This window comes from Gilliamella sp. LMG 34360 (genome assembly GCF_984568995.1).
Map to the genome: position 1 here is coordinate 2,378,531 of NZ_OZ474900.1, position 23,275 is coordinate 2,401,805.

Sequence of the window (23,275 nt, forward strand, 5' to 3'; positions counted from 1 at the left end):
ATACACCGATTTTAAATTATTTATCTGGAGAATTTTATGGCAGGTCATAGTAAATGGGCCAATACCAAACACCGCAAAGCAGCACAAGATGCAAAACGCGGTAAAATCTTTACCAAAATTATTCGCGAACTTGTAACTGCAGCTAAACTTGGTGGTGGCGATCCAGCGTCTAATCCTCGTCTACGTGCTGCTATGGACAAAGCATTATCGAACAACATGACTCGAGATACCATGAATAGAGCTATTGCTCGTGGTGTGGGCGGTGAAGATGATACAAATATGGAAACAATCATCTATGAAGGTTATGGACCAGCAGGTACTGCGGTAATGGTTGAATGCTTAAGTGATAACCGTAACCGTACTGTTTCTGAAGTTCGTCATGCTTTTACAAAAACTGGCGGTAATTTAGGTACTGATGGTTCAGTCTCATATTTATTCACGAAAAAAGGCGTTATTTCATACCCAGCAGGTACTGATGAAGATCAAGTAATGGACGCGGCGCTTGAAGCTGGAGCTGATGATGTCGTAACCTATGACGATGGTGCAATTGATGTGTTTACGACACCTGAATCATTTGGTGAAGTTAAAGATGCTCTTGATGCAGCAGGTTTAGTATCAGAAGCAGCAGAAGTATCTATGATCCCAGCAACTAAAGTTGATCTTGATATTGAATCTGCACCTAAATTACTTCGTCTTATTGATATGCTTGAAGATTGTGATGATGTTCAAGAAGTTTATCATAATGGTGAAGTTTCTGACGAGGTTGCAGCAACGCTCTAATGGCCATTATTCTTGGCATCGATCCAGGCTCTCGTTTGACAGGTTACGGAGTAATTCGTCAAACGGGACGACAACTTACTTACCTTGGCAGCGGATGTATTCGTACTGCAGTTGATGATCTTCCTACCCGTTTAAAACGCATATATGCAGGTGTGAGTGAAATTATTTTACAATTCCAACCTGATATGTTTGCTATTGAACAAGTATTTATGGCACGAAATGCCGATTCTGCATTAAAATTAGGTCAAGCAAGAGGTTCAGCAATTGTGGCAGCGGTAAACAATGACCTACCTGTTTTTGAATATGCGGCGCGTTTAGTCAAACAAAGTGTAGTTGGGACTGGTGCTGCCGACAAAAAACAAGTGCAGCATATGGTTAAATTATTACTTAAGTTACCTGCAAGTCCTCAAGCCGATGCTGCAGACGCATTAGCTATAGCCATTACCCATGCTCATATGAGTCAACTATTAATCAAATCGCATAAATAAATCAGTTCTTATATCCTTTCAACGCAAATCACTTTTGGCATAGCAAATAAATAATCATTCTCAAGCTTAATCATTCCTTAAAGGATATTAAACTGAATCATTAATTAAATAATCAATGATAACTTGCATAAAAAAAGCACCAATACTATTGGTGCTTTTAACTTATCTTATATTAATAATTCGTTAACTTTGATTAACTATTTTTGGTATTACTATCATAGTTAGATGGTAAAACGACTTTGTTCTTATGTTTAGTAAACAGTTTGGTTACAAACAAGAAGAATAATGGAACATAGAATATCGCTAAAAATGTTGCCGTTATCATTCCACCGATTACCCCTGTACCTACTGCATTTTGGCTAGCAGATCCAGCACCAGTATTTAGTGCTAATGGTAATACACCCAAAATAAATGCAAATGATGTCATTAAAATTGGACGTAAACGTAAACGACAAGCCTCTAACGTTGCATCAATTAATGATTTACCTTCTCTTTCGAGTGCATCTTTAGCAAATTCCACTATCAAAATAGCATTCTTAGCAGATAATCCCATCGTAGTTAATAGACCTACGATAAAATAAATATCATTATCAAGGCCCCTAAACATGGTCGCATATACGGTACCAATAATACCTAATGGGATAACAAATAGGATTGAAATCGGTACTGTCCAGCTTTCATATAAAGCAGCTAATGATAAGAATACAACAATAAGTGAAATAATATAGAGTGTTGTAGTTTGAGAACCTGTTTGACGTTCTTGATATGAAATATCAGTCCAGTCAAACGAGAAACCTTTCGGTAACTGGTTAGATAATTCTTCCATTACTGCCATAGCTTGACCAGAACTCAAGCCTGGCGCTGCCGCACCACTAATTCCCATTGCAGCTACACCATCGTACCGAACAAGCGATGGAGAACCATAACTTTTTGTTGTGGTTGCAAAAGCATCATAAGGTACCATTTCACCTTTTTGGTTTTTTACATGCCAAAAACTGAAATCATCAGGTAGCATTCGATAAGCCGCATCAGATTGTAAATAAACCTTTTTAACGCGGTTATTGTAAACAAAATCATCAATATAAGCAGAACCTAATGCAGTTGAAAGTACTGTATTAACACTACTCACAGCCACCCCAAGAGCTTGAGCAGTTTCAAAATCCACATTAATTTTATATTGTGGAACATCTAACATACTACCTGGGCGAACTTGCTGTAATTGAGGCTCACGTGCAGCTAGGCTCAATAGTTGGAAAAATGCGCCCATCAAAGCATCATGACCAAGACCAGCCGAATCTTTTAACATATAAGAGAAACCATTGGCCATACCAAGTGATGGTACTGCTGGAACATTGGTGATAATGACACGGCCATCAGTAATCGTTGAAGCAAATCCCCAACCACTGCCAACTAAGGCATCAACTGTTTGATCTGGGCGTTTTCGCTCATCCCAATCTTTTAATCGAATAAAGCCAAGCCCCATGTTCTGTCCACGCCCAACCAGACTAAAACCAGCAACGGTGAAAATTTCTCTCACTGAATCGGCTTTTTGCGTCATATAGAAGTCAGAAGTTTTATTAAGCACGCCCATTGTTTGTTCTAATGTAGACCCTGGTGGTAATTCAACCAGAACAATCAATACTCCTTGATCTTCATTTGGTAAGAAACCAGTTGGTAAACGGTTAAATCCAAATACTAAACCTACAACAATTAAGACATAGCAAATAAATGAAATAACTGGATAACGAATAAATTTAATTACACCTTTCTCATAAACATGCAAACTTTTATTATATATATTATTAAATTTATCGAAAAACCATTTAGTTCCAGCTGAACACCAACTAAATGGCGCTATGGTTACGAGTTTTTCACCAAAAGTTGTTTTCTTAACTTTAGATTTCGATGGTGCTTTTAAAATTTGCGCGCAAAGTGCAGGCGTTAATACAATTGCCATCACAACTGATAGAGACATAGAAGTTACAATTGTAATAGAGAATTGGCGATAAATTCCCCCTGCTGCACCACCATAAAATGCCATTGGTACAAATACAGCTGAAAGTACTACGGCTATGCCAACTAATGCAGAAGTAATTTGTTCCATTGATTTAACGGTTGCATCATAAGGGGATAGACCTTCATCATGCATAATACGTTCAACGTTTTCGATAACTACGATGGCATCATCGACCAGAAGACCGATGGCAAGAACCATAGCAAACATGGATAACGTATTGATAGTAAATCCACAAATATATAAAACTGCAAAAGTACCTAACAATACGACAGGTACAGTAATAGTTGGAATAAGTGTAGAACGAAGATTTTGTAAGAATACGTACATTACGATAACAACCAAAATAATTGCTTCGATTAATGTATGAATTACGTTATTAATAGATAATCTAACAAAAGGAGTTGTATCATAAGGATACGCAAATTTAATGTCTTCCGGAAAAATTTGAGACAATTCCTGGATCTTTTCATCAACTTGTGCTGAAGTATCTAATTGATTAGCGCCTGTCGCCAAATAAATACCTAATCCAGCGGAAGGTTTACCATCATAACGAGAAAGAAAGTTATAGTCAGCAGCACCAATCTCAACCTTTGCCACATCTTTTAATAAAACATTTGACCCATCAGTATTAACACGGACTAAAATATTTTGAAATTGCTCAGGTGTTTTTAAACGTGATTGAGCAGTAATTGTCGCATTAAGTTCTTGCCCTTCCGTTGCTGGTAAAGCACCAAGTTGTCCAGCAGTAACCTGCGCATTTTGCGCTTGAATAGCAGCGGTAATTTCTTCAATAGATAAATTAAAATAGTTCAGTTTGTTTGGATCTAACCAAACACGCATTGCATATTCAGAACCAAATAACTGAGTATCCCCTACCCCTTGCACACGGCGAATAGGATCTTGTACTGTAGAATAAATAAAGTCAGCAATATCTGCTTGAGTTTTTTGAGGGTCAGTGGAGTAGAAACCAATAACTTTTAAGAAGTTAGTATTATTTTTAGCAACTGACACGCCATTTTTTTGAACGCTTTCTGGTAAACGTGATTTAATACTTTCTACTTTATTTAAAACTTGTACCTGTGCAAAATCAGGACTTGTTCCAGGAGCAAAAGTCAAAGTAGTTTGAACCACACCTTGAGCACTACTGGTTGATTTCATATAAATTAAATTATCCAAACCAGTTAAGTTTTGTTCAATTAATTGCGTAACAGTGTTTTCAATAGTTTGCGCATCAGCACCTGGATAAACTGCAGAAACAGTAACAGCAGGTGGGGCAATATCAGGATACTGTTCAACAGCTAGTAGCTTAATACATAAAGCACCGCCCAGCATCATCATGATAGCAATTACCCATGCAAAAACAGGTCTATCAATAAAAAACTTAGCCATAATTAAATCTACCCCTGTTTTATTTTATATTGTTATTGATGATGTTATCTAACTGTTCTTGAGAAAGAGTAGTAGGCTCACCAACAACTTCTGCTTGCATAGTCACACCTGATTCAACGGCAGTCAAATTAAGTAGACCTGTGGTGATAACTTGTTCACCAATATCGATACCGCTAGTCACTACCCAATAACCACTGATTCCTGTATAAACTTTAATATCTTGACGATATTCAACCGTATTATCTGGTTTTAAAATTTTAGCGGTATATTGACCTTTTTGGTTACTTGTAACACCTTGTTGAGGTACTAACACTGCATTTTTTATAGTTCCTAATGTCAATTGAGGTTTAACAAACATACCTGGTAAAATTTTGCTTTCACTGTTAGCAAATTGAGATCGTAGTGTTACGGTTCCGGTTGTTTCATTAACAGTCATATCTGAAAATTTAACATTACCTGGAAGTGCATATTTTGAACCATCATTAAAATAGAGTTCCACATTATTCCCTTTGGCTGGCTCATAAATAATGTTTTCATCTTGTAGATATTTATTATAACGTGTCGCTGCTTCTGTCATATCAACATAAATAGGATCAAGTTGTTGCACTAATGCAAGTGGTGTTGGTTGTCCAGCTGACACTAAAGCCCCTTCAGTCACACTTGATTTACCAATGTAGCCATCAATTGGTGAGTATACTTTAGTATAATCTAAATTAACTTTAGCAGCATGTTCTGCCGCTTGAGCAACCAATACGCTTGCATCAGCTTGTTTAGCATCCGCAGCCGCTTTATCATATTCTTGTTGGCTTATAGATTTTGTATTTAATAGGCCCGCATAACGTTTTAAAGTAAGTTGTGCAATATTAGCATTAGCTTTTGCACTTGCTACACTAGCAACAGCACTATCATAATTAGCTTGATAAATGGCAGGATCGATTTGATAGAGTGATTGCCCTGCTTTAACATCTGAACTTTCTTCAAATTCTCGATTCAAAACAATTCCACTAACTTGTGGTCTTATTTCTGCTATTTGTGATGCAACAACTCGCCCTGGTAGATTTATTTTCAGTGTGTAATTTAAAGGCTCCACTTTAAACACGGTTACCTTAGGCAATTGGCCATTACCATTTTGTGACTGATTATTATCACAACTTGTTAATAACAATAGACTAGTTAATGCCATTGGCAGAGTAAGTAACAGCTTATTAAATCTCATATAAGATAACCTCGGTAACTTAATAATTATTTAGATAACAATGAATTAATTATATTCAAAAGTAACGAGCGATTTTACAAAAAAAATACACAAAATGTAAGTATCTTTACAGGTTAATAGCACAGAGTTCTAAAAATAACAAAACTGAAATAGGATAAGAAATAAATTATATTATTAAATATGATTCTTTTTTTAAAAAAGTATTATAGGCTAATTGATTTTTTGTGCTATAAAAAAGCTAAAATAAAATGCTATACTAATATTATTATGTATAGGAAGTATCGTTCAAGTGGTTTCAATTTACATTTGTTGTACTCCGTCATCATTTTATTCAATTTTTCAATGTTGAATGATTTGACTCTATATTCAATTTAATTCTGAGATGGTTATTATGGATAATTTACGTATTGTTCTAATTGTTGTTGCATCCTTAGTCATTATAGCTCTATTGATTCATGGTTTTTGGATCAATAAAAGGGAACTTTATTCTTTTGGTTCAGAAAAACGGAAAAAAAATCAGACAAATGCCCAACAACTTGAAAATAACTTCATTGATGTAATTGAAGATGATGTAATTTTGATTACTAAAAATAAAAAAAATATTGAAAACCAAGATAATACACCTAAAGAGCCAGTTGAGGAAGTTCCTCCTCAGCAAGAAGAGCTATTTGTAAATAATGATGAAGAACAAATTAATGATGAAACTATCGGTGAATCGAAACCAATTATTAAAATAAAGAACGATTCTTTCGACGATAAAAAATTACAAACAAAAAAACAACCACAGCAAACTACTCAAAATAACGAAGAGAAAACCGATAATAATCCGCAGGCACCAGCAAAAGATAGTAAAACTCAGAAAAGTAGTTTAAATAAATTCGACGAAGACAAAACAGAAATTATTATATTAAATATAAAAGGAATTAATGGTAATTTATTACAAGGAGATGTACTTTTAGCAAGTATTATGCAATCAGGTTTCCAGTTTGGTGATATGAGAATATTTCATCGCCATGTTGATCCCGCAGGTAATGGGCCTGTGCTGTTCAGTTTAGCCAATATGGTCACTCCTGGATACTTAGATCCTGAAACAATGCATGAATTTACCACTCCTGGTGTCTCTATTTTCATGGTTGCGCCTACCGAAGGCAACAACCAACAAAATTTCAAATTAATGCTACAAACAGCACAACGTATAGCCGATGATGTTAATGGTGTGGTTTTAGATGATGAACATCGTATGCTAACACCACAAAAAATTGATAGTTATAAAAATCGTATTAAAAAAGCCTGTAACGAAATTTAATCGCAAAAAATTTCAACAATTCTTTAATAAAATGCCACCAATCCTATTTGGTGGCTAGAAACAAAAATTTATATAATGCAGCTATGAATTGATTTAATAACTGTATACTTCATTAATTAAGCAATTTTGATGATTTTCCTATAAGCTACGTTTTAATTTAAGAGCCCATTATCATGCCACTATCAACTAAAACAGAACATTCAGCTATTCAATCAGATTCGATTGAAGATATCATAGAACAATTGACTTCACTGCGAAATTTAATCAGACATCATGAGTATTGCTATTACGTACTTGATGCTCCAGAGATCCCTGACTCTGAATATGATAAATTAATAAAACAACTGCAAAAGATAGAGCAACAATTTCCAAATCTAATTACAACTGACTCTCCAACCCAACGAGTTGGCGGTGCGCCTTTAGCTCAATTTGCTTCAATCAAACATGAATTACCTATGCTTTCACTTGATAATGTTTTTGATGAGTCGAGTTTTATTGCCTTTAATAAGAGAATTAAAGATCGTCTTCATCTTAATGAAAACGATGAAGTTGAATATTGCTGTGAACTAAAACTTGATGGTTTGGCGGTGAGTATATTGTATGAAAACGGGAAGTTCTCAAAAGCGGCTACACGTGGCGACGGCGCAACTGGAGAAGACATCACCGCAAATGTAAGGACAATTAAAACCATTCCTTTAGTATTAATTGGTGAAAATATCCCTGCCCGTTTAGAAGTACGGGGCGAAGTATTTATGACTCATAAAGGTTTTGCCAAACTTAATGCTGATGCAGAAAAACGAAACGAAAAAATATTTGCCAACCCCCGTAATGCCGCTGCTGGTTCATTAAGACAATTAGATCCTAAAATTACTGCTAAAAGACCGTTATCATTTTACTGCTATGGCGTTGGTATTATTGAAGGTAGTTTTCTACCTGATACTCACTATGATCGTTTAATGCAATTTAAAGCATGGGGATTACCTGTTAGTGATAAAGTAGAAAAACGACAAGGAGCCCAAGCTGCTTTAGACTATTTTAAACAAATCGGTGAACAGCGTATGTCATTAGATTTTGATATTGATGGTGTTGTCATTAAAGTTAATAGTATTGCACTACAAAATGAACTTGGCTTTGTTGCACGTGCTCCGCGCTGGGCAACAGCATTTAAATTTCCGGCTCAAGAAGAAGTAACACAATTAAATAAAGTGGATTTTCAAGTTGGGCGCACTGGAGCAATTACACCCGTAGCAAGACTTGAGCCTGTTTCTGTTGCTGGAGTTATTGTCAGTAACGCTACACTACATAATAGTGACGAAATAGCCCGATTAGGTATACGGGAAGGTGATTATGTGACTGTACGTCGAGCGGGTGATGTCATCCCTAAAATTGTTGCAGTCTTATTAGATCGAAGACCTACTGATACAAAAGAAATTGTTTTTCCCTCTCATTGCCCTATTTGCGGTTCATTAATTGTTCGAGATGAAGGACAAGCGATTTCACGCTGTGCAGGAGGATTAATTTGCCCAGCACAGCGCAAAGAGGCCTTAAAACATTTTGTTTCTCGACGGGCAATGAATGTAGATGGGATGGGTGATAAAATTATTGAACAATTAGTCGATAAAGATTATGTTAAAACTCCAGCAGATCTCTATAAACTTAATCTGCCTACCCTGTGTTCATTAGATAAAATTGGCGAAAAATCTGCCAATAACTTATTAAATGCGTTAAATGCTTCTAAAAATACCACATTAAGCCGATTTATATTTGCTCTGGGTATCCCTAATGTTGGTGAAGTCACTGCGGAAAACTTAGTTAACCAACTTGGGAGTTTATCGGCAATCGAAAACGCCTCTCTTGAACAACTACAAACAGTAAATGATATTGGTGTGGTTATTGCTGAAAGTATCATTGATTTCTTTCAAGAACCTCATAACCGAAATGTGATTGAGCAATTAACCAATGAAGAAATAAATATTCATTGGCAAGATATTACGCCTCAAGCTCAGACAACGATTGTTGATTCCCCATTTTCAGGTAAAACAATCGTATTAACGGGTACGCTATCGGTTTTAACAAGAGACGAAGCAAAGAATAAATTAAAACAACTTGGGGCTAAAGTGACAGGCAGTGTATCTAAAAATACCGATCTTGTCATAGCCGGAGAAGCAGCCGGCTCTAAGTTAGATAAGGCCCAAGAACTCGGAATTAAAGTCATTGATGAGCAAGAAATGTTAAATTTACTTGCCGAGTAAACATAAAAAATATTGGTTATCGAGGTTGAATTGATTAAAATAACTAATACCAAATAAGGAGAAAGTTATGCCATTACTAGATAGTTTTAAAGTTGATCACACCAAAATGAAAGCTCCCTTTGTTCGAGTTGCCAAAACTATGGCAACGCCAAAAGGCGATAACATAACAGTGTTTGATTTGCGTTTTACCATTCCCAATAAAGAACTATTACCTGAAAGAGGGATCCATACCTTAGAGCATTTATTTGCTGGATTTATGCGTGATCACCTCAATAGTAAACAAGTCGAAATTATTGATATTTCGCCAATGGGATGCCGTACTGGCTTTTACATGAGTCTTATAGGTAAACCAGATGAATCGTTAGTTGTTGATGCGTGGTTAAAATCCATGCAAGATGTTTTAGGAGTTAAATCGCAGAATCAAATTCCTGAACTTAATGAGTACCAATGTGGTACCTATAAAATGCATTCATTAGATGAAGCTAAAGCCATTGCAGAAAAAGTTATACAATCAGGTATCGGTATCTGCCGTAATGAAGAAATCGCTTTAACCGACGAACAGCTTGCTAACATTAATCACTAGGAGATTTTTATGCCAAATGTTGTTATTGACTTTTTAGAAGGTCGTACAGTAGAACAAAAAAGGGAAATGGCAAAACGTGTAACAGCAGCAATCGCTGAAACGCTTAATTGTAAACCAGAAGCTGTACAAATCATTATGCACGAAATATCAAAAGATCAGATCGCCAATGGTGGTGTACTTCGCTGTGATAACGAATAATCATAAAGGTAAAAATAGATCTTTATTTCTAAAATATAAAAAAACCTCGAAAAAAATATTTTTTGAGGTTTAGTTAAATTAAATCGATTCTTTTCAGTGTTATTGGCTAATGATTACAATTGCAATTACCATGATGTAAATGCAATAAATGTCCCATTTTATTCACTTTTGTTTCTAAATAATGTTCATTATTTGGATTTTCTCCAACTTCTAATGGCACTCTTTGTAAAATTTTAATGCCTGACTGTTCAAGGACTTTTATTTTTTCAGGATTATTCGTCAATAAACGAATTTGCGATACATCAAGTAAAGTTAATATATCAGCACACAAAGTAAAATCACGTTCATCAGCCGCGAAACCCAATTGTTCATTGGCTTCAACAGTATCAAAGCCTTTATCTTGTAGCGCATAAGCTCTGATTTTATTTAGTAAGCCAATATTACGGCCCTCTTGACGATGATAAATTAAAATTCCGCGACCTTCTTTAGCTATTTGTTTTAAAGCTGCTTCTAACTGAAAGCCACAGTCACAACGCAAACTGAACAAAGCATCCCCAGTTAAACACTCTGAATGAATTCTAGTCAGAACTGGAGCATCGCCAGATATATCGCCAAATACTAAAGCTGCATGATCTTTCCCTGTTGCAATTTCTTCAAATCCAACAATAGTAAAACATCCCCATGGTGTTGGTAATTTTGCTTGTGCAACATGTTTTAATTGCATTATCATCTCCGTTTAAATAAAACATAAATAGACTTTTAAAAAAAGCTATCTTCCATGCTAAACTATTTAGCAATTAGTGTTAAATTGAGTCTATAAATGGGGTTTGTAATAAAAAAAACAATGGCACCTTTAGCCATTATGTTAGTAGTACCATTAGTTATTATAGCCATAAATTGGCATTGGCAACCAGAATCATTAAATAATACATCAAAATATTTTTTCTTTATAACAGAAACTGCAAGTTTTCCTTGGGCGATTATTACATCAACCATTTTTTTTATGGTATTTTGTTATTTATTACCCAACAAAACCAAAACAAAGATTATTGCATTATGGTTTTGTCTAGTTTCTGCAATATTAGGTGGGCAAATAGTCAAAACCATTATAAAATCTCAAACAGCAGAATCAAGACCTTATGTACTTTGGATGGCAAAAGAATTTCATCTTAGCGACAAACAATTTTATTTATTACCTAAATCAGAAAAACAAAAAATTATTTCTGAAAAGTTAAGTAATTCAACTACCATTCCGAAATGGTTAGGTAAGCATTGGCAAAGTGAAACAGGCTATTCGCTACCCTCTGGACATACTTTATTTTCGGCGACATGGGCATTTCTTGCAATAACATTATTAGGATTTAGACGTCACTATATTATTGTTAACGCAATTATTGTATGGGCATTATTAATTGAAATTAGTCGATTAGCATTAGGTATGCATAGCCCGATTGATTTATTATTGGGTATTACACTTGCTTGGATCATTTCATTAATATGCTATTTTTATTCACGAAAATGGCATATAGTAGATAGATAATTTTTCAACTGATATTTTGTAAAAATGTTTAAGGTTATATAGACGTTTAAGTAAAATTAAAAAAATATAAAGGTCATTATTATGAAATTTGTTATATCAATTATATTGATAACTGCTATTTTCACTATATCTATAGCATTAGGTGCATTTAACGGTGAAGTTGTGTCTTTCAATTATTTGTTTGCTAAAACAGAACTCCGATTATCAGTTCTTTTAGCTATATTTTTTGGTTCTGGCTTTATTGTAGGTACAATATTAACAGGGATTCTTGTCATAATTTCTAAGCTACAACATTCATCCACTAAACGAAAATTGAATAAATTACAAAAAAAGTATGATGATAACCTAATAGATCATCAAAAATTAAGTTTAACTAAAATCAATCAAGAATAAATATTATGTTTGAACTGTTATTTCTGTTGTTACCTATTGCTGCCGCTTACGGCTGGTATATGGGCGACAGAAATGCAAAACAAAAATATATCAATCAATCTAATCGATTGTCACGTGAATATGTAGATGGTCTTAATTTTCTCTTGTCTAACCAAAAAGATAAAGCGGTTGATCTTTTCTTAGATATGCTTAAAGAAGACGAAGGTACGCTTGAAGCTCATCTAACATTAGGTAACTTATTTCGCTCTCGAGGTGAAATCGATAGAGCCATACGAATTCATCAAGCATTAATGGAAAGTTCCTCGTTGACATTTGAACAACGTCTTTTAGCCATCCAGCAATTAGGTCGTGATTATATGGGGGCTGGACTCTATGACCGTGCAGAAGAGATGTTTTTGCAACTCATTGATGAAGAAGATTTTCAACAAAATGCCCTACAACAACTTATCATTATTTATCAATCCACCAGTGAATGGATTAACGCAATTAATGCTGCAACTAAACTGGTCAAACTTGGCAACGAAAAATACAAAATATACATTGCTCAATTTTATTGTGAGTTAGCATCCCTCGCAATTGCCAATGATGATCTCGATAAAGCATATAGCTTATTACAAAAATCAGCAGCAGCGGATCCAAATTGCGCCCGCACATCATTAATGTTAGGTCGAATATTGATAGTGCAAAACAGAACAGAAGAAGCCATTGAATCACTTAAACAGATATTACAGCAAGATAAAGCATTCATTGGTGAAGCATTACCTTTATTAAATGAATGCTATAACAAATTGAATAAGCAAGAAGAATTTAAACAGTTTTTACAATTGTGTGTCGATAAAGACACAGGTAATGTGGCTGAACTAATGTTAGCTGACATTATTGAAAAACAAAATGGGCTTGATTCAGCCCAATACTATATGTACCGAGAATTATTAAAGCATCCTAATTTAAAAGGATTTTACCGATTAATGGATTATCACGTAGCCGATGCCGAGCAAGGGAAAGCCAAAAAAAGCCTTTTATTATTACGTAATATGGTTGGTGAACAAATAAAAGCTGTCCCGAATTATCGATGCCAAAAATGTGGTTTTACTGTTAATACTATCTATTGGCTTTGCCCTGCTTGTCGTTCCTGGTCAACCATAAAACCCGTCCGTGATTTTGAACAACATTCCTAAAAATAAAAAGAGATTATTATGTTTTTAATTGATTCTCACTGTCATTTAGATAGTTTAGATTTAAAAAGTAAAACTATCGAAGATATTTTACAACAAGCTATAAATAATGATGTTAAACATTGCTTAAGCGTGGCAACAACATTGTCAGGCTATGAAGCGATGAAGCATCTACTTATGCCTTTTAAAAAACAATGTTCCTTTTCATGTGGAATTCATCCTCTTAATTTAGATGATGAAAAATATGATGCAGATCGCTTTCAACACTTAGCTCAAGAGGATAATGTTGTCGCTTTAGGTGAAACAGGTCTTGATTACTATTATCAACAAGATAATTTAGAACAACAACAAGAAAATTTTAAAGAACATATTCGGTTAGGACGAAAACTAAGTAAACCTGTAATTGTTCATACTCGTAATGCAAAAGAAGATACTTTAAGAATATTAAAAGATGAACATGTCCATTCTGGTGTATTACACTGTTTCACAGAAGATATTGCTACAGCTAAACAGCTATTGGATATCGGTTTCTACATCTCTTTTTCAGGTATCATTACCTTTAAAAATGCCGAAGCGTTACGGGAAGTAGCAAAATATGTACCGCTCGATCGTATTTTAGTCGAAACGGATTCGCCTTATCTTGCTCCTGTCCCATATCGAGGAAAAGAAAACCAACCCGCATACGTGCGAAAAGTTGCCACTTATCTATCGGCATTAAAAGGTGTTACTTTAGAAGTGATAGCGAAACATACAACCGACAATTTTTGTCAATTATTCAACTTACAAGGGGTGTTAAATGAATAATAAATTAAATATAGATTGGGATGACTTCTTAACAAATTATTGGCAAAAAAAGCCAGTGATATTACGCAAAGCTTTTAGTCATTTTATTGATCCAATCACCCCTGATGAACTTGCCGGGTTGGCAATGGAAGAAGAGATTGAAAGCCGAATTGTTACCAATAAAAATGGCAATTGGGATGCTAAATTTGGTCCTTTTGATGATTTTAGTAACTTAGGCGAGGAGCACTGGAGTTTATTAGTTCAAGCGGTTGATCACTGGCACGAACAAGCTGCAACTTTAGTCGAACCATTTAAATGTATCCCACAATGGCAATTTGAAGATCTAATGATTTCTTATGCTACACAAGGTGCAGGTGTAGGTCCACATATCGATAATTACGATGTTTTTATTATTCAAGGTATGGGGCGTCGACGTTGGCAAGTTGGTGATCGTAATCCTAATTATAAACAATTCAGTGCCCATAAAGCGTTACTACATGTTGAAGATTATCAACCGATTATTGATGAAGAGATTACTTCTGGTGATATTTTATATATTCCAATTGGTTTTCCGCATAATGGTGTATCAATCGGTGAATCACTAAGTTATTCTGTTGGTTTTAGAACGCAAACATCACAAGAAATGCTTAGTGGCTTTGCAGATTATGTTATTGATAATTTACCAAATGGGATTTTTTACCAAGATCCAAATTTAAAATTACCTAAAGATCCCTACCGTATACAACCTTATGAATTAACCAAATTACAAGATCAAATCATTGATTTGATAAAAACACCCGATCTTTTTAACGATTGGTTTGGTAAACATATCACTTTACCGATGCACGAGCTTAATATTGTCCCTGTTGAACCTCCTTATGAATATGAAGAATTTAAAACAATCCTACAAACAGGAGCAGAATTATTCCGTGTACCAAGTATCCGAATTCTTAAAGTTGGCAATTTTGGTTATATTCATGGTGAAAAAATAGATTTACCTATGTCTGTTATCGATATACTTTGTCAAAACGAAATACTCAGTTATGAACATTTACAAAATGAAGAAACACAACAAGTATTACTTAATTTTGTTAATAAAGGCTATTGGTATTTTATTGATGAACAATAATATTATTTATCCGCCGATAATGAAATCGGTGGATAAAATAACCTTTTTAAGCTTTAGACTTGGCTTTTTTTAAGTTTTAAGTATATACTTTGCCCCGCTTTAGATTACCCCCCGTTTAATGGCAAATTAAACATCACAAAATGCTAACTTTTAGCAAAAAATCTATTTTCAATTACTAGAGGTATACATGAAAACTGAATCAAACTCAGTCAAGCAGGTTGAAAGTGAAAAAGCAACACCATACCAAAAGAAAACGCTTTTTGCATCGACTGTCGGTTATGCATTAGATGGCATGGATATGATGATTTTAGGTGTCTGTTTTAGCCTAATTTCGGTTTCTTTTAATTTATCCAAAACCGATCTAGGGACATTAACTTCTGTAACCTTACTTGGTGCTGTATTGGGAGGCATTTTATTTGGTGTTTTAGCGGATAAATATGGTCGAGTACGCGTGTTTTCATGGACTATATTAATCTTTTCTTTATTCACCGGTTTATGTGCAATATCCCCCAATTATGAAAGTTTTTTAATTTTCCGTTTTTTAAGTGGTTTAGGTCTTGGGGGTGAGTTTGGCATTGGTATGACACTCGTATCAGAAAGTTGGCCAAAGCACAAGCGCTCACGAGCAACATCGATTGTTGCGTTAGGTTTTCAAGCTGGTATTATCCTTTCTACTTTAACAGTCAATTTCGTTGGACAAGCTTATGGTTGGCGATGGGCTTTTGCCGTCGGGGTATTACCTGCACTATTTGTTGCTTGGACTCGAAAAGGTCTAGAAGAGCCAGAAATTTGGCAAAATTTAAAAGATCAGAATAAAAATGAAATTGCGGTTGGTAAATTGTTTAAAACACCAAAAACCACTGCAACTACTATTGGTTTAACAATTGCATGTGCGGTGCAAAATTTTGGGTTTTATGGTTTGATGGTTTGGATGCCAAGTATGATTGCTTCTGAACTAAAATTACCATTTAAAGATACTCTGTATTGGACTATCTCAACCACAATTGGTATGTCATTAGGTATTTTAATTTTTGGTTGGCTTTGCGATAAATTTGGTCGCCGCCCTTCATATATTATATTCCTTTTAATTTCAGCAATATCTATTTGGTTCTATTTCCAACAAACTGATATGATAATATTAATCATATTTGGTTCAGCAATTGGCTTTTTTGTTAATGGTATGATGGGTGGATACGGTGCCCTACTTGCCGAACATTATCCTACCGATGCCCGTTCAAGCGCTGAAAATATTATTTTTAATGTAGGACGAGGAATTGCGGGTATATCACAAGTTCTAATTGCTTATTTCGCAACGGTGTATTCAATTAGCTACGCATTAGCTCTATTATCCGCTACGTATCTATTATCAGCCGCAGCTTTTGTATTTCTCATACCAGAAACCAAAGGTAAAGCTTTAGAATAAAAGAGTAAAACTAAACAGGGCTATTGCCCTGTTAATATAATAGAATATTGATAACTATTTAAATTAATAAATAGCAACTTTAGTTAGTATTACATGAAGCAGGTGTCAATTTTACGCTAAATAATTTTTCATCATCAATATAATAATTGTGAACAGCGCCATTTGGAAAAGCATCCCGAAACTCTTTAACTTGCTGATTGTCGGTACAATAAACTTTCTTCAAATTTTCAGACGTCATTTTTTCTGTTTCAGAAATTTGTAATTGGTCTTTAGATGCCTTAATAACATATCGATAATTAATAGAATTATCATCTTTAAAAATATCGACTAAACTGGTTACGGAATCAACTTGATAAGGAAGAGATTTTTTCGCATCACTAATAATTATTTCTTGTGTTTTAGTTAGCTTTTCTACTTCATCTTTTTTTGCTTGCTCACTGTTATCACAACCAAACAATCCTAGACTTATTAAAACTAATGTTGTTATTTTTATAACTTTCATATTTATTCCTCAATTATTCATATTTTCAATATTATCAGATACTTTCTTAAGTATGTTTATGTATATAAAATATTGCTCTCTGTTAATCTCATTTAAAATTACAATCTAATAACAACATATTTATAATTTATAAAACAGGTTAACTTTTATAAATAAACCTAAGCAGCCAAAAATTGTTTTACATTAAAAACATCACAATTAAAAAGCATCCTAACTTTTAAAAAAGTGTGGCTTATTGTACAAAATAGCGGCTAAAACTCAATAATTATTAGCTATATGCTTAAAATAAAAATTAAATTTCTTGTCTACCTTTTTTAAATGCAAATTTAAACAAACTCAGGCGTATAACACATTGACAAAACACAAAATTATTTACGTAATTATTCATTCCTTTTTAAACAAAATGATGCAATTTTTGTTTACAATTGAAATAAAAGGGCTCTAATGGCCCTTTTATTAACAATAATTGATAAGTACAAAATTATTTAGCATCACAATCACTAGGTTTTAAATCAAGTGTTAAAACTTTTTCTCCATTTAGATAATAATTATGGCTTGCACCATTTGGAAAAACTAATTTTATGGCATTGATAGTCGCATCTTTACTGCAATAAAGGGTATGCAAACCATTTGAAATATTTTTTTGATTGCTTTCAGCTTGAAATGCGTCTTTAGTTATATTTTTTACATCATATTTATAACTAATAATATCGTTTCCTTTTGTTACATCGACTAATGTTGAATTTTGATCAACATCCAAAGGTAATTTTAAACTTAAACCTTTGATTATTGCATCTTGAGCAAGACTATAATTACCATCTTTTAAATTATTGAGGGCATCTTGAGTTGCAGATTTGGTTTGTTCATATAGTTCTGCTACTTTATCGCTAACCTTTGAACTCGTTTGCGCAACTTGTTCTTTGATATTATTAACTGTTGGTTTTGAATTATCACAATTTACTAAAAAAAGCCCCATCATTGCCAAAGTAATTACTTTAAATGTTCTCATTGTTCTGCCCTTATTGGTTATAAGTTCCGTATAGTTACTATTATGGTTTTGTATAATAGTGGTTAATTTAAAAGGAAATTAATTACTTAAACATGCAGTAAAAAGGCTCTTACAAGCCCTTTTACTGTAAAAAATATTAATTAATATGCATACCACCCGTTACACCATATGTTTCAGCTGTGGTATAACTTGACTCTTCAGAAGCTAAATGTACATATACACCGGCAAGTTCAACAGGTTGTCCTGCACGTTGTAATGGTGTTTGTTTACCAAATTCAGGGATAACGTCACTCGGTTGACCGCCACAGATTTGTAATGGCGTCCAAACTGGTCCTGGCGCTACACAGTTAACACGAATACCTTTGCTGCTTAACTGATTAGCTAAGCCACGGGTAAAGGCAATAATTGCTGTTTTAGTTGCCGCATAATCTAATAAATTGCCGCTTGGTTGATAAGCTTGAACAGAGGAAGTAGTAATAATCGTTGACCCAGGTTTTAAATACCCTAAAGCCGCTTTAGTAACCCAGAAAAGTGAAAATACATTTATTTCGAATGTTTTTTTAATTTGTTCTGTGGTCAGTTCCATTATATCTTCCACAGCCGTTTGCTTACCAGCAACTAGGGTTAAATTATCTAATCCCCCCAACTTTTGATGTGCTTGTTCAACTAATTGTTTACAAAATGCCTCATCACTTAAATCACCAGGAATTAATACCGCTTTACGACCAACAGCTTCTATAACCTTAGCCACATCTTCAGCATCTTTTTGTTCATAAGGAAGATAATTTATTGCCACATCAGCGCCTTCTTTTGCATAAGCAATAGCCGCAGCTCGTCCAATACCTGAATCACCACCTGTTACTAACATTTTGCGACCTTCTAAACGACCATGACCTTGATAGGTTTTTTCACCACAATCAGGAATCGGATCCATTTCACACTGTAGAGCAGGTGCTGCTTGTTTTTGTTTTGGAAATTTATCATGATGGTATTTTGTAAGAGGATTACAAATTTGTTTACTCATTATATTCTCCTAAGTTAACTATGTATTTGTACACAAATTCAATATAACTTAAATAAAATCAATTAGTAATCACAAAATCCTATTGTTAAGCCTATTTTAAATCTTTAAAATAACCAATTAATTCAATAAATTATATTCAATGACTATAAAATTTGAATATTTGTTTCTTAAAGCTAAATCATGTTGCTTAATGTTATCCTCTGTCTATTTAAATTAATGAATAAAAAGAGGCAGAATATTATTAAAGGTGGCATTCCTTGATTGGCTTGGCGGGGTCACTGAAAGTAGTATTACCAAAGCCATGAGTGTTGCATAATCTTGCACCTCTCTCAGTTTAGCAAATTAATTTTAACTAAGCTAGTTATTACAAATTTTGCATTTGTAATTCGATTTATTGATAAATTTATATAAAGAAGATTAAATGTAATTATAGTAATTAAAACAGCTTTAACAATGATTAGCCAAACCATCTTTAATATCTGTTTTTTTTATTTAAACATAATTAGATGTTTGTTTTCCAAAACTATAATTAAACAATGATAAAATACTAATTATCATTCAATGTGTCGTATTAACCTACCAAAATCACATTTTTATATTGAAACGTTTTATACTGAAATGTATAGTTAACCTGAAACTTTTTTACAATCCATTTCTAACACGTTATAAAAGCGAAAAAAATAGTTGCACTTTTTTTTAAAACGAGTATTTTGTTTAAAATAATTTTTAAAATGACGAAAAAGTTTATTAACACATATTATGAAATTTTCACTTAAAAACGTCCTTATCAACATTATTGTCAGCGTGGTCATTATTCCAACGCGGGGGCGTTTTTGAATAAAAATATGTTTATACATAAAATCAAAAACCCCGCTCCAAACAGCGGGGTTTTTTTATGAACAACGACTGGGCAAAAAAGAACAAGTGAGGAATAAATGTTAGGAACACAGTGGATAGTAAAAACCTTAAAAGAAAAAGGCGTTACCACCGTTTTTGGATATCCGGGTGGACAAATTATGCCTCTCTACGATGCTTTGTATGATGGAGGTATTGAACATGTATTATGTCGTCATGAACAAGGCGCAGCCATGGCAGCAATTGGTTATGCTCGTTCAACTGGCAAAACGGGGGTTTGTATTGCGACATCAGGCCCTGGTGCGACTAATATCATTACTGGACTTGCTGATGCATTAATTGATTCTGTACCTATTGTTGCCATAACGGGGCAAGTTCCAACTAATCTAATTGGTACGGATGCTTTTCAAGAAGTAGATGTTCTAGGATTATCCTTAGCTTGCACCAAACATAGTTATTTAATAAATGATGCTAAACAATTGCCCAATACATTAGAAGAGGCATTTAATTTAGCCAACTCAGGCAGGCCGGGACCAATTTTAATTGATGTTCCGAAAGATATACAGCTTGCCAATTTAGATTATCAACAATATTTAGCACCATCTTTAATAAAAAACAGTCCTGATAAAACACAATTATATACCATTCCTCCTGAAACAATAAAACTCGCTAAACAAATGATCGCTCAAGCCCGAAAACCGATGCTTTATATTGGTGGTGGTATTGGACTTTCAGGCGCTATATCAGAATTGAAAGATTTTATGACATTGACTCAAATCCCAACAGTTTCAACATTAAAAGGATTGGGAGTTGCTGATATTAATAATCCTTATTATTTAGGTTTAATTGGTATGCATGGCGCTAAAGCAGCCAATTTAGCCGTACAAGAGTGCGATTTACTTATCGCCTTAGGTGTACGGTTTGATGACAGAGTTACAGGTAATCTTAATGAATTTGCCCGTCATGCAAAAGTGATCCATGTCGATATTGATCAAGCCGAAATCAACAAATTACGGCAAACACACTTAGGATTACAAGGTGATATTAAGCAGGTTTTACCATTGCTTAATCAAACTGTATCAATCGAAGCATGGCATAAAAAAGTGGATGAATTGAAAGCACAGCATCCTACACGTTATGATCATCCTGGTGAAGCCATTTATGCACCAGCATTATTAAAAACCATTTCCGAACGTAAGTCAGCCAATACGATAATCACTACAGATGTTGGTCAACATCAAATGTGGACCGCCCAACATATGCGTTTTAATCATCCACAAAATTTCATTACCTCAAGTGGATTGGGCACGATGGGATTTGGTTTACCAGCAGCGATTGGCGCACAAATGGCTCGCCCTAATGATTGTGTAATATGTGTATCGGGTGATGGATCATTTATGATGAACGTCCAAGAACTAACCACTATAAAACGAAAAAAATTACCGATAAAAATAGTATTAATTGATAACCAACGTTTAGGCATGGTTCGTCAATGGCAAGAGCTCTTTTTTAACGAAAGATATAGTGAAACTAATTTATCAGATAATCCTGATTTTTTAATGTTAGCAAAAGCATTTGAGATTCCGGGTGAAATAATTACAAAAAAATCTGAAATTAATTCTGCACTTGACAATATGTTTAATTCATCTGGTGCATATTTATTGCATGTGCGCATTAATGAATTAGAAAATGTATGGCCATTAGTACCACCAGGCGCAGCTAACGAAAACATGCTCGATAAAAGTTGCAAGGAGTAAATGATGAATCAACAAATACAACATCAATTGACCATAAAAGCTAACGACACGTTAGGTACATTGGAACGTATTTTACGTGTTGTTCGTCATCGCGGTGGACATATTGAATCTATGCAAATGCAAACCATTGAAAATAATTTACTGATTTTGACACTCAGATTAACTATTGAAAGAGATCTTTCAATGTTACAAAACCAAGTAGCTAAATTAGAGGATGTTATTTCAATAGAATAAAAAACTTTACAGATAATTTATCGGTAAAACAAAAAGTTAAATTAAGATATGTCAATATTTTAGATATTAAACAAACAAGAAAGTATTGTATAATGTTTGACGTTTAATTGATAAAAGCATAAAGCAAGATACATGCTAAACAAAAGTAAAATTTAAGAGGAAAACAGAAAATGAGTACTACAGCAAAATCTGATTATATTTGGTTTAATGGCGAATTGGTTCCATGGGCAGATGCTAAAGTGCACGTAATGTCACATGCACTACATTATGGTACATCGGTGTTTGAAGGTGTTCGTTGCTATAATACACATAAAGGACCTGCTATCTTTCGTCATAAAGAACATGCTCAAAGATTATTAAACTCAGCCAAAATTTATCGTTTTCCTGTTCCATATTCGCTTGAAGAAATTATGGAAGCAACACGCCAAACTATCAAAAAGAATAATTTAGAAAGCGCTTATATTCGTCCATTAGTATTTATCGGCGATGTTGGTATGGGCGTTATACCTCCAGCAGGTTATAAAACGGATGTCATGATTGCAGCATTCCCATGGGGAGCTTATCTTGGTGAAGATGCTTTAGAACAAGGTATTGATGCAATGGTATCTTCATGGCATCGTTTTGCACCAAATACCATTCCAGCAGCAGCAAAAGCCGGCGGTAACTACTTATCATCATTACTCATCGGATCAGAAGCTCGCGCTAATGGCTTCCAAGAAGGAATTGCGTTAGACGTAAATGGTCAACTTTCTGAAGGTTCAGGTGAAAATCTATTTATCGTTAAAGATGGTATATTATTTACACCGTTATTATCTTCATCAGCACTGCCGGGGATCACTCGTGATGCTATCATCACCCTTGCACGTGATTTAGGTATTGAAGTACGTGAACAAACACTATCCCGTGAATCACTCTATTTAGCTGATGAAGTCTTTATGACAGGTACTGCCGCTGAAATTACTCCTGTTCGTAGTGTTGATCGTATCGAAATCGGTATTGGTCGCTGTGGTCCAATTACTAAAAAGCTCCAGCAAACATTCTTTGGTCTATTTAATGGTCAAACTGAAGATAAATATGGCTGGTTAGATCTAGTTAAATAAGGGATATCAGTTAGAGATCCTCCAGTTAACACGGCGGATTTTTTTTCGAGAATGTGATTCACTTTATAGCATCATGTAAAGCAAGATATCGTTTTAAATGGTAACTTGAATAATAAAAAGTT

The 23,275-nt window shown here is 34.3% G+C and carries 21 protein-coding genes; 15 read left to right on the top strand and 6 right to left on the bottom strand.

The window, feature by feature from the left end:
* Positions 1–36 precede the first annotated feature (36 nt).
* Positions 37–780 carry a YebC/PmpR family DNA-binding transcriptional regulator gene (locus AC5LW9_RS10705; RefSeq protein ID WP_025316003.1) on the top strand — a complete coding sequence of 248 codons (744 nt, stop codon included), beginning with the start codon at positions 37–39 and terminating at the stop codon, positions 778–780.
* Positions 780–1,268, top strand: coding sequence for a crossover junction endodeoxyribonuclease RuvC (gene ruvC / locus AC5LW9_RS10710; RefSeq protein WP_065738819.1), 489 nt, complete (start codon positions 780–782; stop codon positions 1,266–1,268). Before AC5LW9_RS10705 ends, ruvC begins: the two co-directional genes overlap by 1 nt.
* Positions 1,269–1,461: 193 nt before the next feature.
* Here the strand turns inward: ruvC and AC5LW9_RS10715 are convergent, their stop codons facing one another.
* Positions 1,462–4,674, bottom strand: a complete 3,213-nt coding sequence (locus AC5LW9_RS10715) for an efflux RND transporter permease subunit (RefSeq protein WP_198228527.1) — start codon at positions 4,672–4,674, stop codon at positions 1,462–1,464.
* Between the two features lie 19 nt (positions 4,675–4,693).
* Positions 4,694–5,890, bottom strand: coding sequence for an efflux RND transporter periplasmic adaptor subunit (locus tag AC5LW9_RS10720; protein WP_198228529.1), 1,197 nt, complete (start codon positions 5,888–5,890; stop codon positions 4,694–4,696).
* A gap of 391 nt (positions 5,891–6,281) precedes the next feature.
* Between AC5LW9_RS10720 and zipA the strand changes: the two genes are divergently transcribed.
* The 4 genes from zipA to thmT all read left to right on the top strand — a co-directional run bounded on the left by zipA (position 6,282) and on the right by thmT (position 10,229).
* The gene (zipA, locus tag AC5LW9_RS10725; RefSeq protein WP_198228531.1) at positions 6,282–7,196 is read left to right on the top strand and encodes a cell division protein ZipA; all 915 of its coding nucleotides are present in this window, start codon (positions 6,282–6,284) and stop codon (positions 7,194–7,196) included.
* Between the two features lie 221 nt (positions 7,197–7,417).
* A complete protein-coding gene (gene ligA, locus AC5LW9_RS10730) occupies positions 7,418–9,448 on the top strand; it encodes an NAD-dependent DNA ligase LigA (protein WP_493456618.1) in 2,031 nt (676 codons plus the stop codon).
* Between the two features lie 67 nt (positions 9,449–9,515).
* Positions 9,516–10,031 carry an S-ribosylhomocysteine lyase gene (gene luxS, locus AC5LW9_RS10735; protein WP_198228533.1) on the top strand — a complete coding sequence of 172 codons (516 nt, stop codon included), beginning with the start codon at positions 9,516–9,518 and terminating at the stop codon, positions 10,029–10,031.
* 9 nt (positions 10,032–10,040) lie between these two features.
* Positions 10,041–10,229: a 2-hydroxymuconate tautomerase gene (thmT, locus tag AC5LW9_RS10740; protein WP_198235795.1), complete on the top strand. Its 189-nt coding sequence runs from the start codon at positions 10,041–10,043 to the stop codon at positions 10,227–10,229.
* 106 nt (positions 10,230–10,335) lie between these two features.
* Here the strand turns inward: thmT and ribA are convergent, their stop codons facing one another.
* Positions 10,336–10,953: a GTP cyclohydrolase II gene (ribA, locus tag AC5LW9_RS10745; protein ID WP_198228536.1), complete on the bottom strand. Its 618-nt coding sequence runs from the start codon at positions 10,951–10,953 to the stop codon at positions 10,336–10,338.
* Between the two features lie 96 nt (positions 10,954–11,049).
* Between ribA and AC5LW9_RS10750 the strand changes: the two genes are divergently transcribed.
* The 6 genes from AC5LW9_RS10750 (at position 11,050) to AC5LW9_RS10775 (ending at position 16,672) form a co-directional block, all read left to right on the top strand.
* On the top strand, positions 11,050–11,769 hold the full coding sequence (locus AC5LW9_RS10750) for a phosphatase PAP2 family protein (RefSeq protein WP_493455878.1): 720 nt from the start codon (positions 11,050–11,052) through the stop codon (positions 11,767–11,769).
* An 81-nt stretch (positions 11,770–11,850) separates the two neighbouring features.
* Positions 11,851–12,162, top strand: a complete 312-nt coding sequence (locus AC5LW9_RS10755; RefSeq protein ID WP_493455879.1) for a LapA family protein — start codon at positions 11,851–11,853, stop codon at positions 12,160–12,162.
* A gap of 5 nt (positions 12,163–12,167) precedes the next feature.
* Positions 12,168–13,340, top strand: a complete 1,173-nt coding sequence (gene lapB, locus AC5LW9_RS10760) for a lipopolysaccharide assembly protein LapB (RefSeq protein WP_198235794.1) — start codon at positions 12,168–12,170, stop codon at positions 13,338–13,340.
* An 18-nt stretch (positions 13,341–13,358) separates the two neighbouring features.
* Positions 13,359–14,141, top strand: a complete 783-nt coding sequence (locus tag AC5LW9_RS10765) for a YchF/TatD family DNA exonuclease (RefSeq protein ID WP_198235793.1) — start codon at positions 13,359–13,361, stop codon at positions 14,139–14,141.
* Positions 14,134–15,249 carry a ribosomal protein uL16 3-hydroxylase gene (locus AC5LW9_RS10770; protein WP_198235792.1) on the top strand — a complete coding sequence of 372 codons (1,116 nt, stop codon included), beginning with the start codon at positions 14,134–14,136 and terminating at the stop codon, positions 15,247–15,249. Before AC5LW9_RS10765 ends, AC5LW9_RS10770 begins: the two co-directional genes overlap by 8 nt.
* 187 nt (positions 15,250–15,436) lie before the next feature.
* Entirely contained in the window at positions 15,437–16,672 is a 1,236-nt protein-coding gene (locus AC5LW9_RS10775) for an MFS transporter (protein ID WP_065738808.1), read from the top strand.
* Between the two features lie 79 nt (positions 16,673–16,751).
* Here the strand turns inward: AC5LW9_RS10775 and AC5LW9_RS10780 are convergent, their stop codons facing one another.
* The 3 genes from AC5LW9_RS10780 to AC5LW9_RS10790 form a co-directional block, all read right to left on the bottom strand.
* Positions 16,752–17,174: a hypothetical protein gene (locus tag AC5LW9_RS10780; protein ID WP_198235791.1), complete on the bottom strand. Its 423-nt coding sequence runs from the start codon at positions 17,172–17,174 to the stop codon at positions 16,752–16,754.
* A gap of 481 nt (positions 17,175–17,655) precedes the next feature.
* Entirely contained in the window at positions 17,656–18,183 is a 528-nt protein-coding gene (locus AC5LW9_RS10785; protein WP_086327314.1) for a hypothetical protein, read from the bottom strand.
* A 136-nt stretch (positions 18,184–18,319) separates the two neighbouring features.
* A complete protein-coding gene (locus tag AC5LW9_RS10790; RefSeq protein ID WP_493455880.1) occupies positions 18,320–19,207 on the bottom strand; it encodes an SDR family oxidoreductase in 888 nt (295 codons plus the stop codon).
* Positions 19,208–20,142: 935 nt separating this feature from the next.
* On the opposite strand from AC5LW9_RS10790, the gene ilvG reads away from it, so the two are divergent.
* From ilvG to AC5LW9_RS10805, 3 genes are all read left to right on the top strand, one after another.
* Positions 20,143–21,819, top strand: a complete 1,677-nt coding sequence (gene ilvG, locus AC5LW9_RS10795; RefSeq protein ID WP_493455881.1) for an acetolactate synthase 2 catalytic subunit — start codon at positions 20,143–20,145, stop codon at positions 21,817–21,819.
* 3 nt (positions 21,820–21,822) lie between these two features.
* Entirely contained in the window at positions 21,823–22,053 is a 231-nt protein-coding gene (gene ilvM / locus AC5LW9_RS10800) for an acetolactate synthase 2 small subunit (protein ID WP_065738802.1), read from the top strand.
* A gap of 170 nt (positions 22,054–22,223) precedes the next feature.
* Positions 22,224–23,153 carry a branched-chain amino acid transaminase gene (locus AC5LW9_RS10805; RefSeq protein ID WP_065602053.1) on the top strand — a complete coding sequence of 310 codons (930 nt, stop codon included), beginning with the start codon at positions 22,224–22,226 and terminating at the stop codon, positions 23,151–23,153.
* The last annotated feature ends 122 nt before the right edge of the window (positions 23,154–23,275 follow it).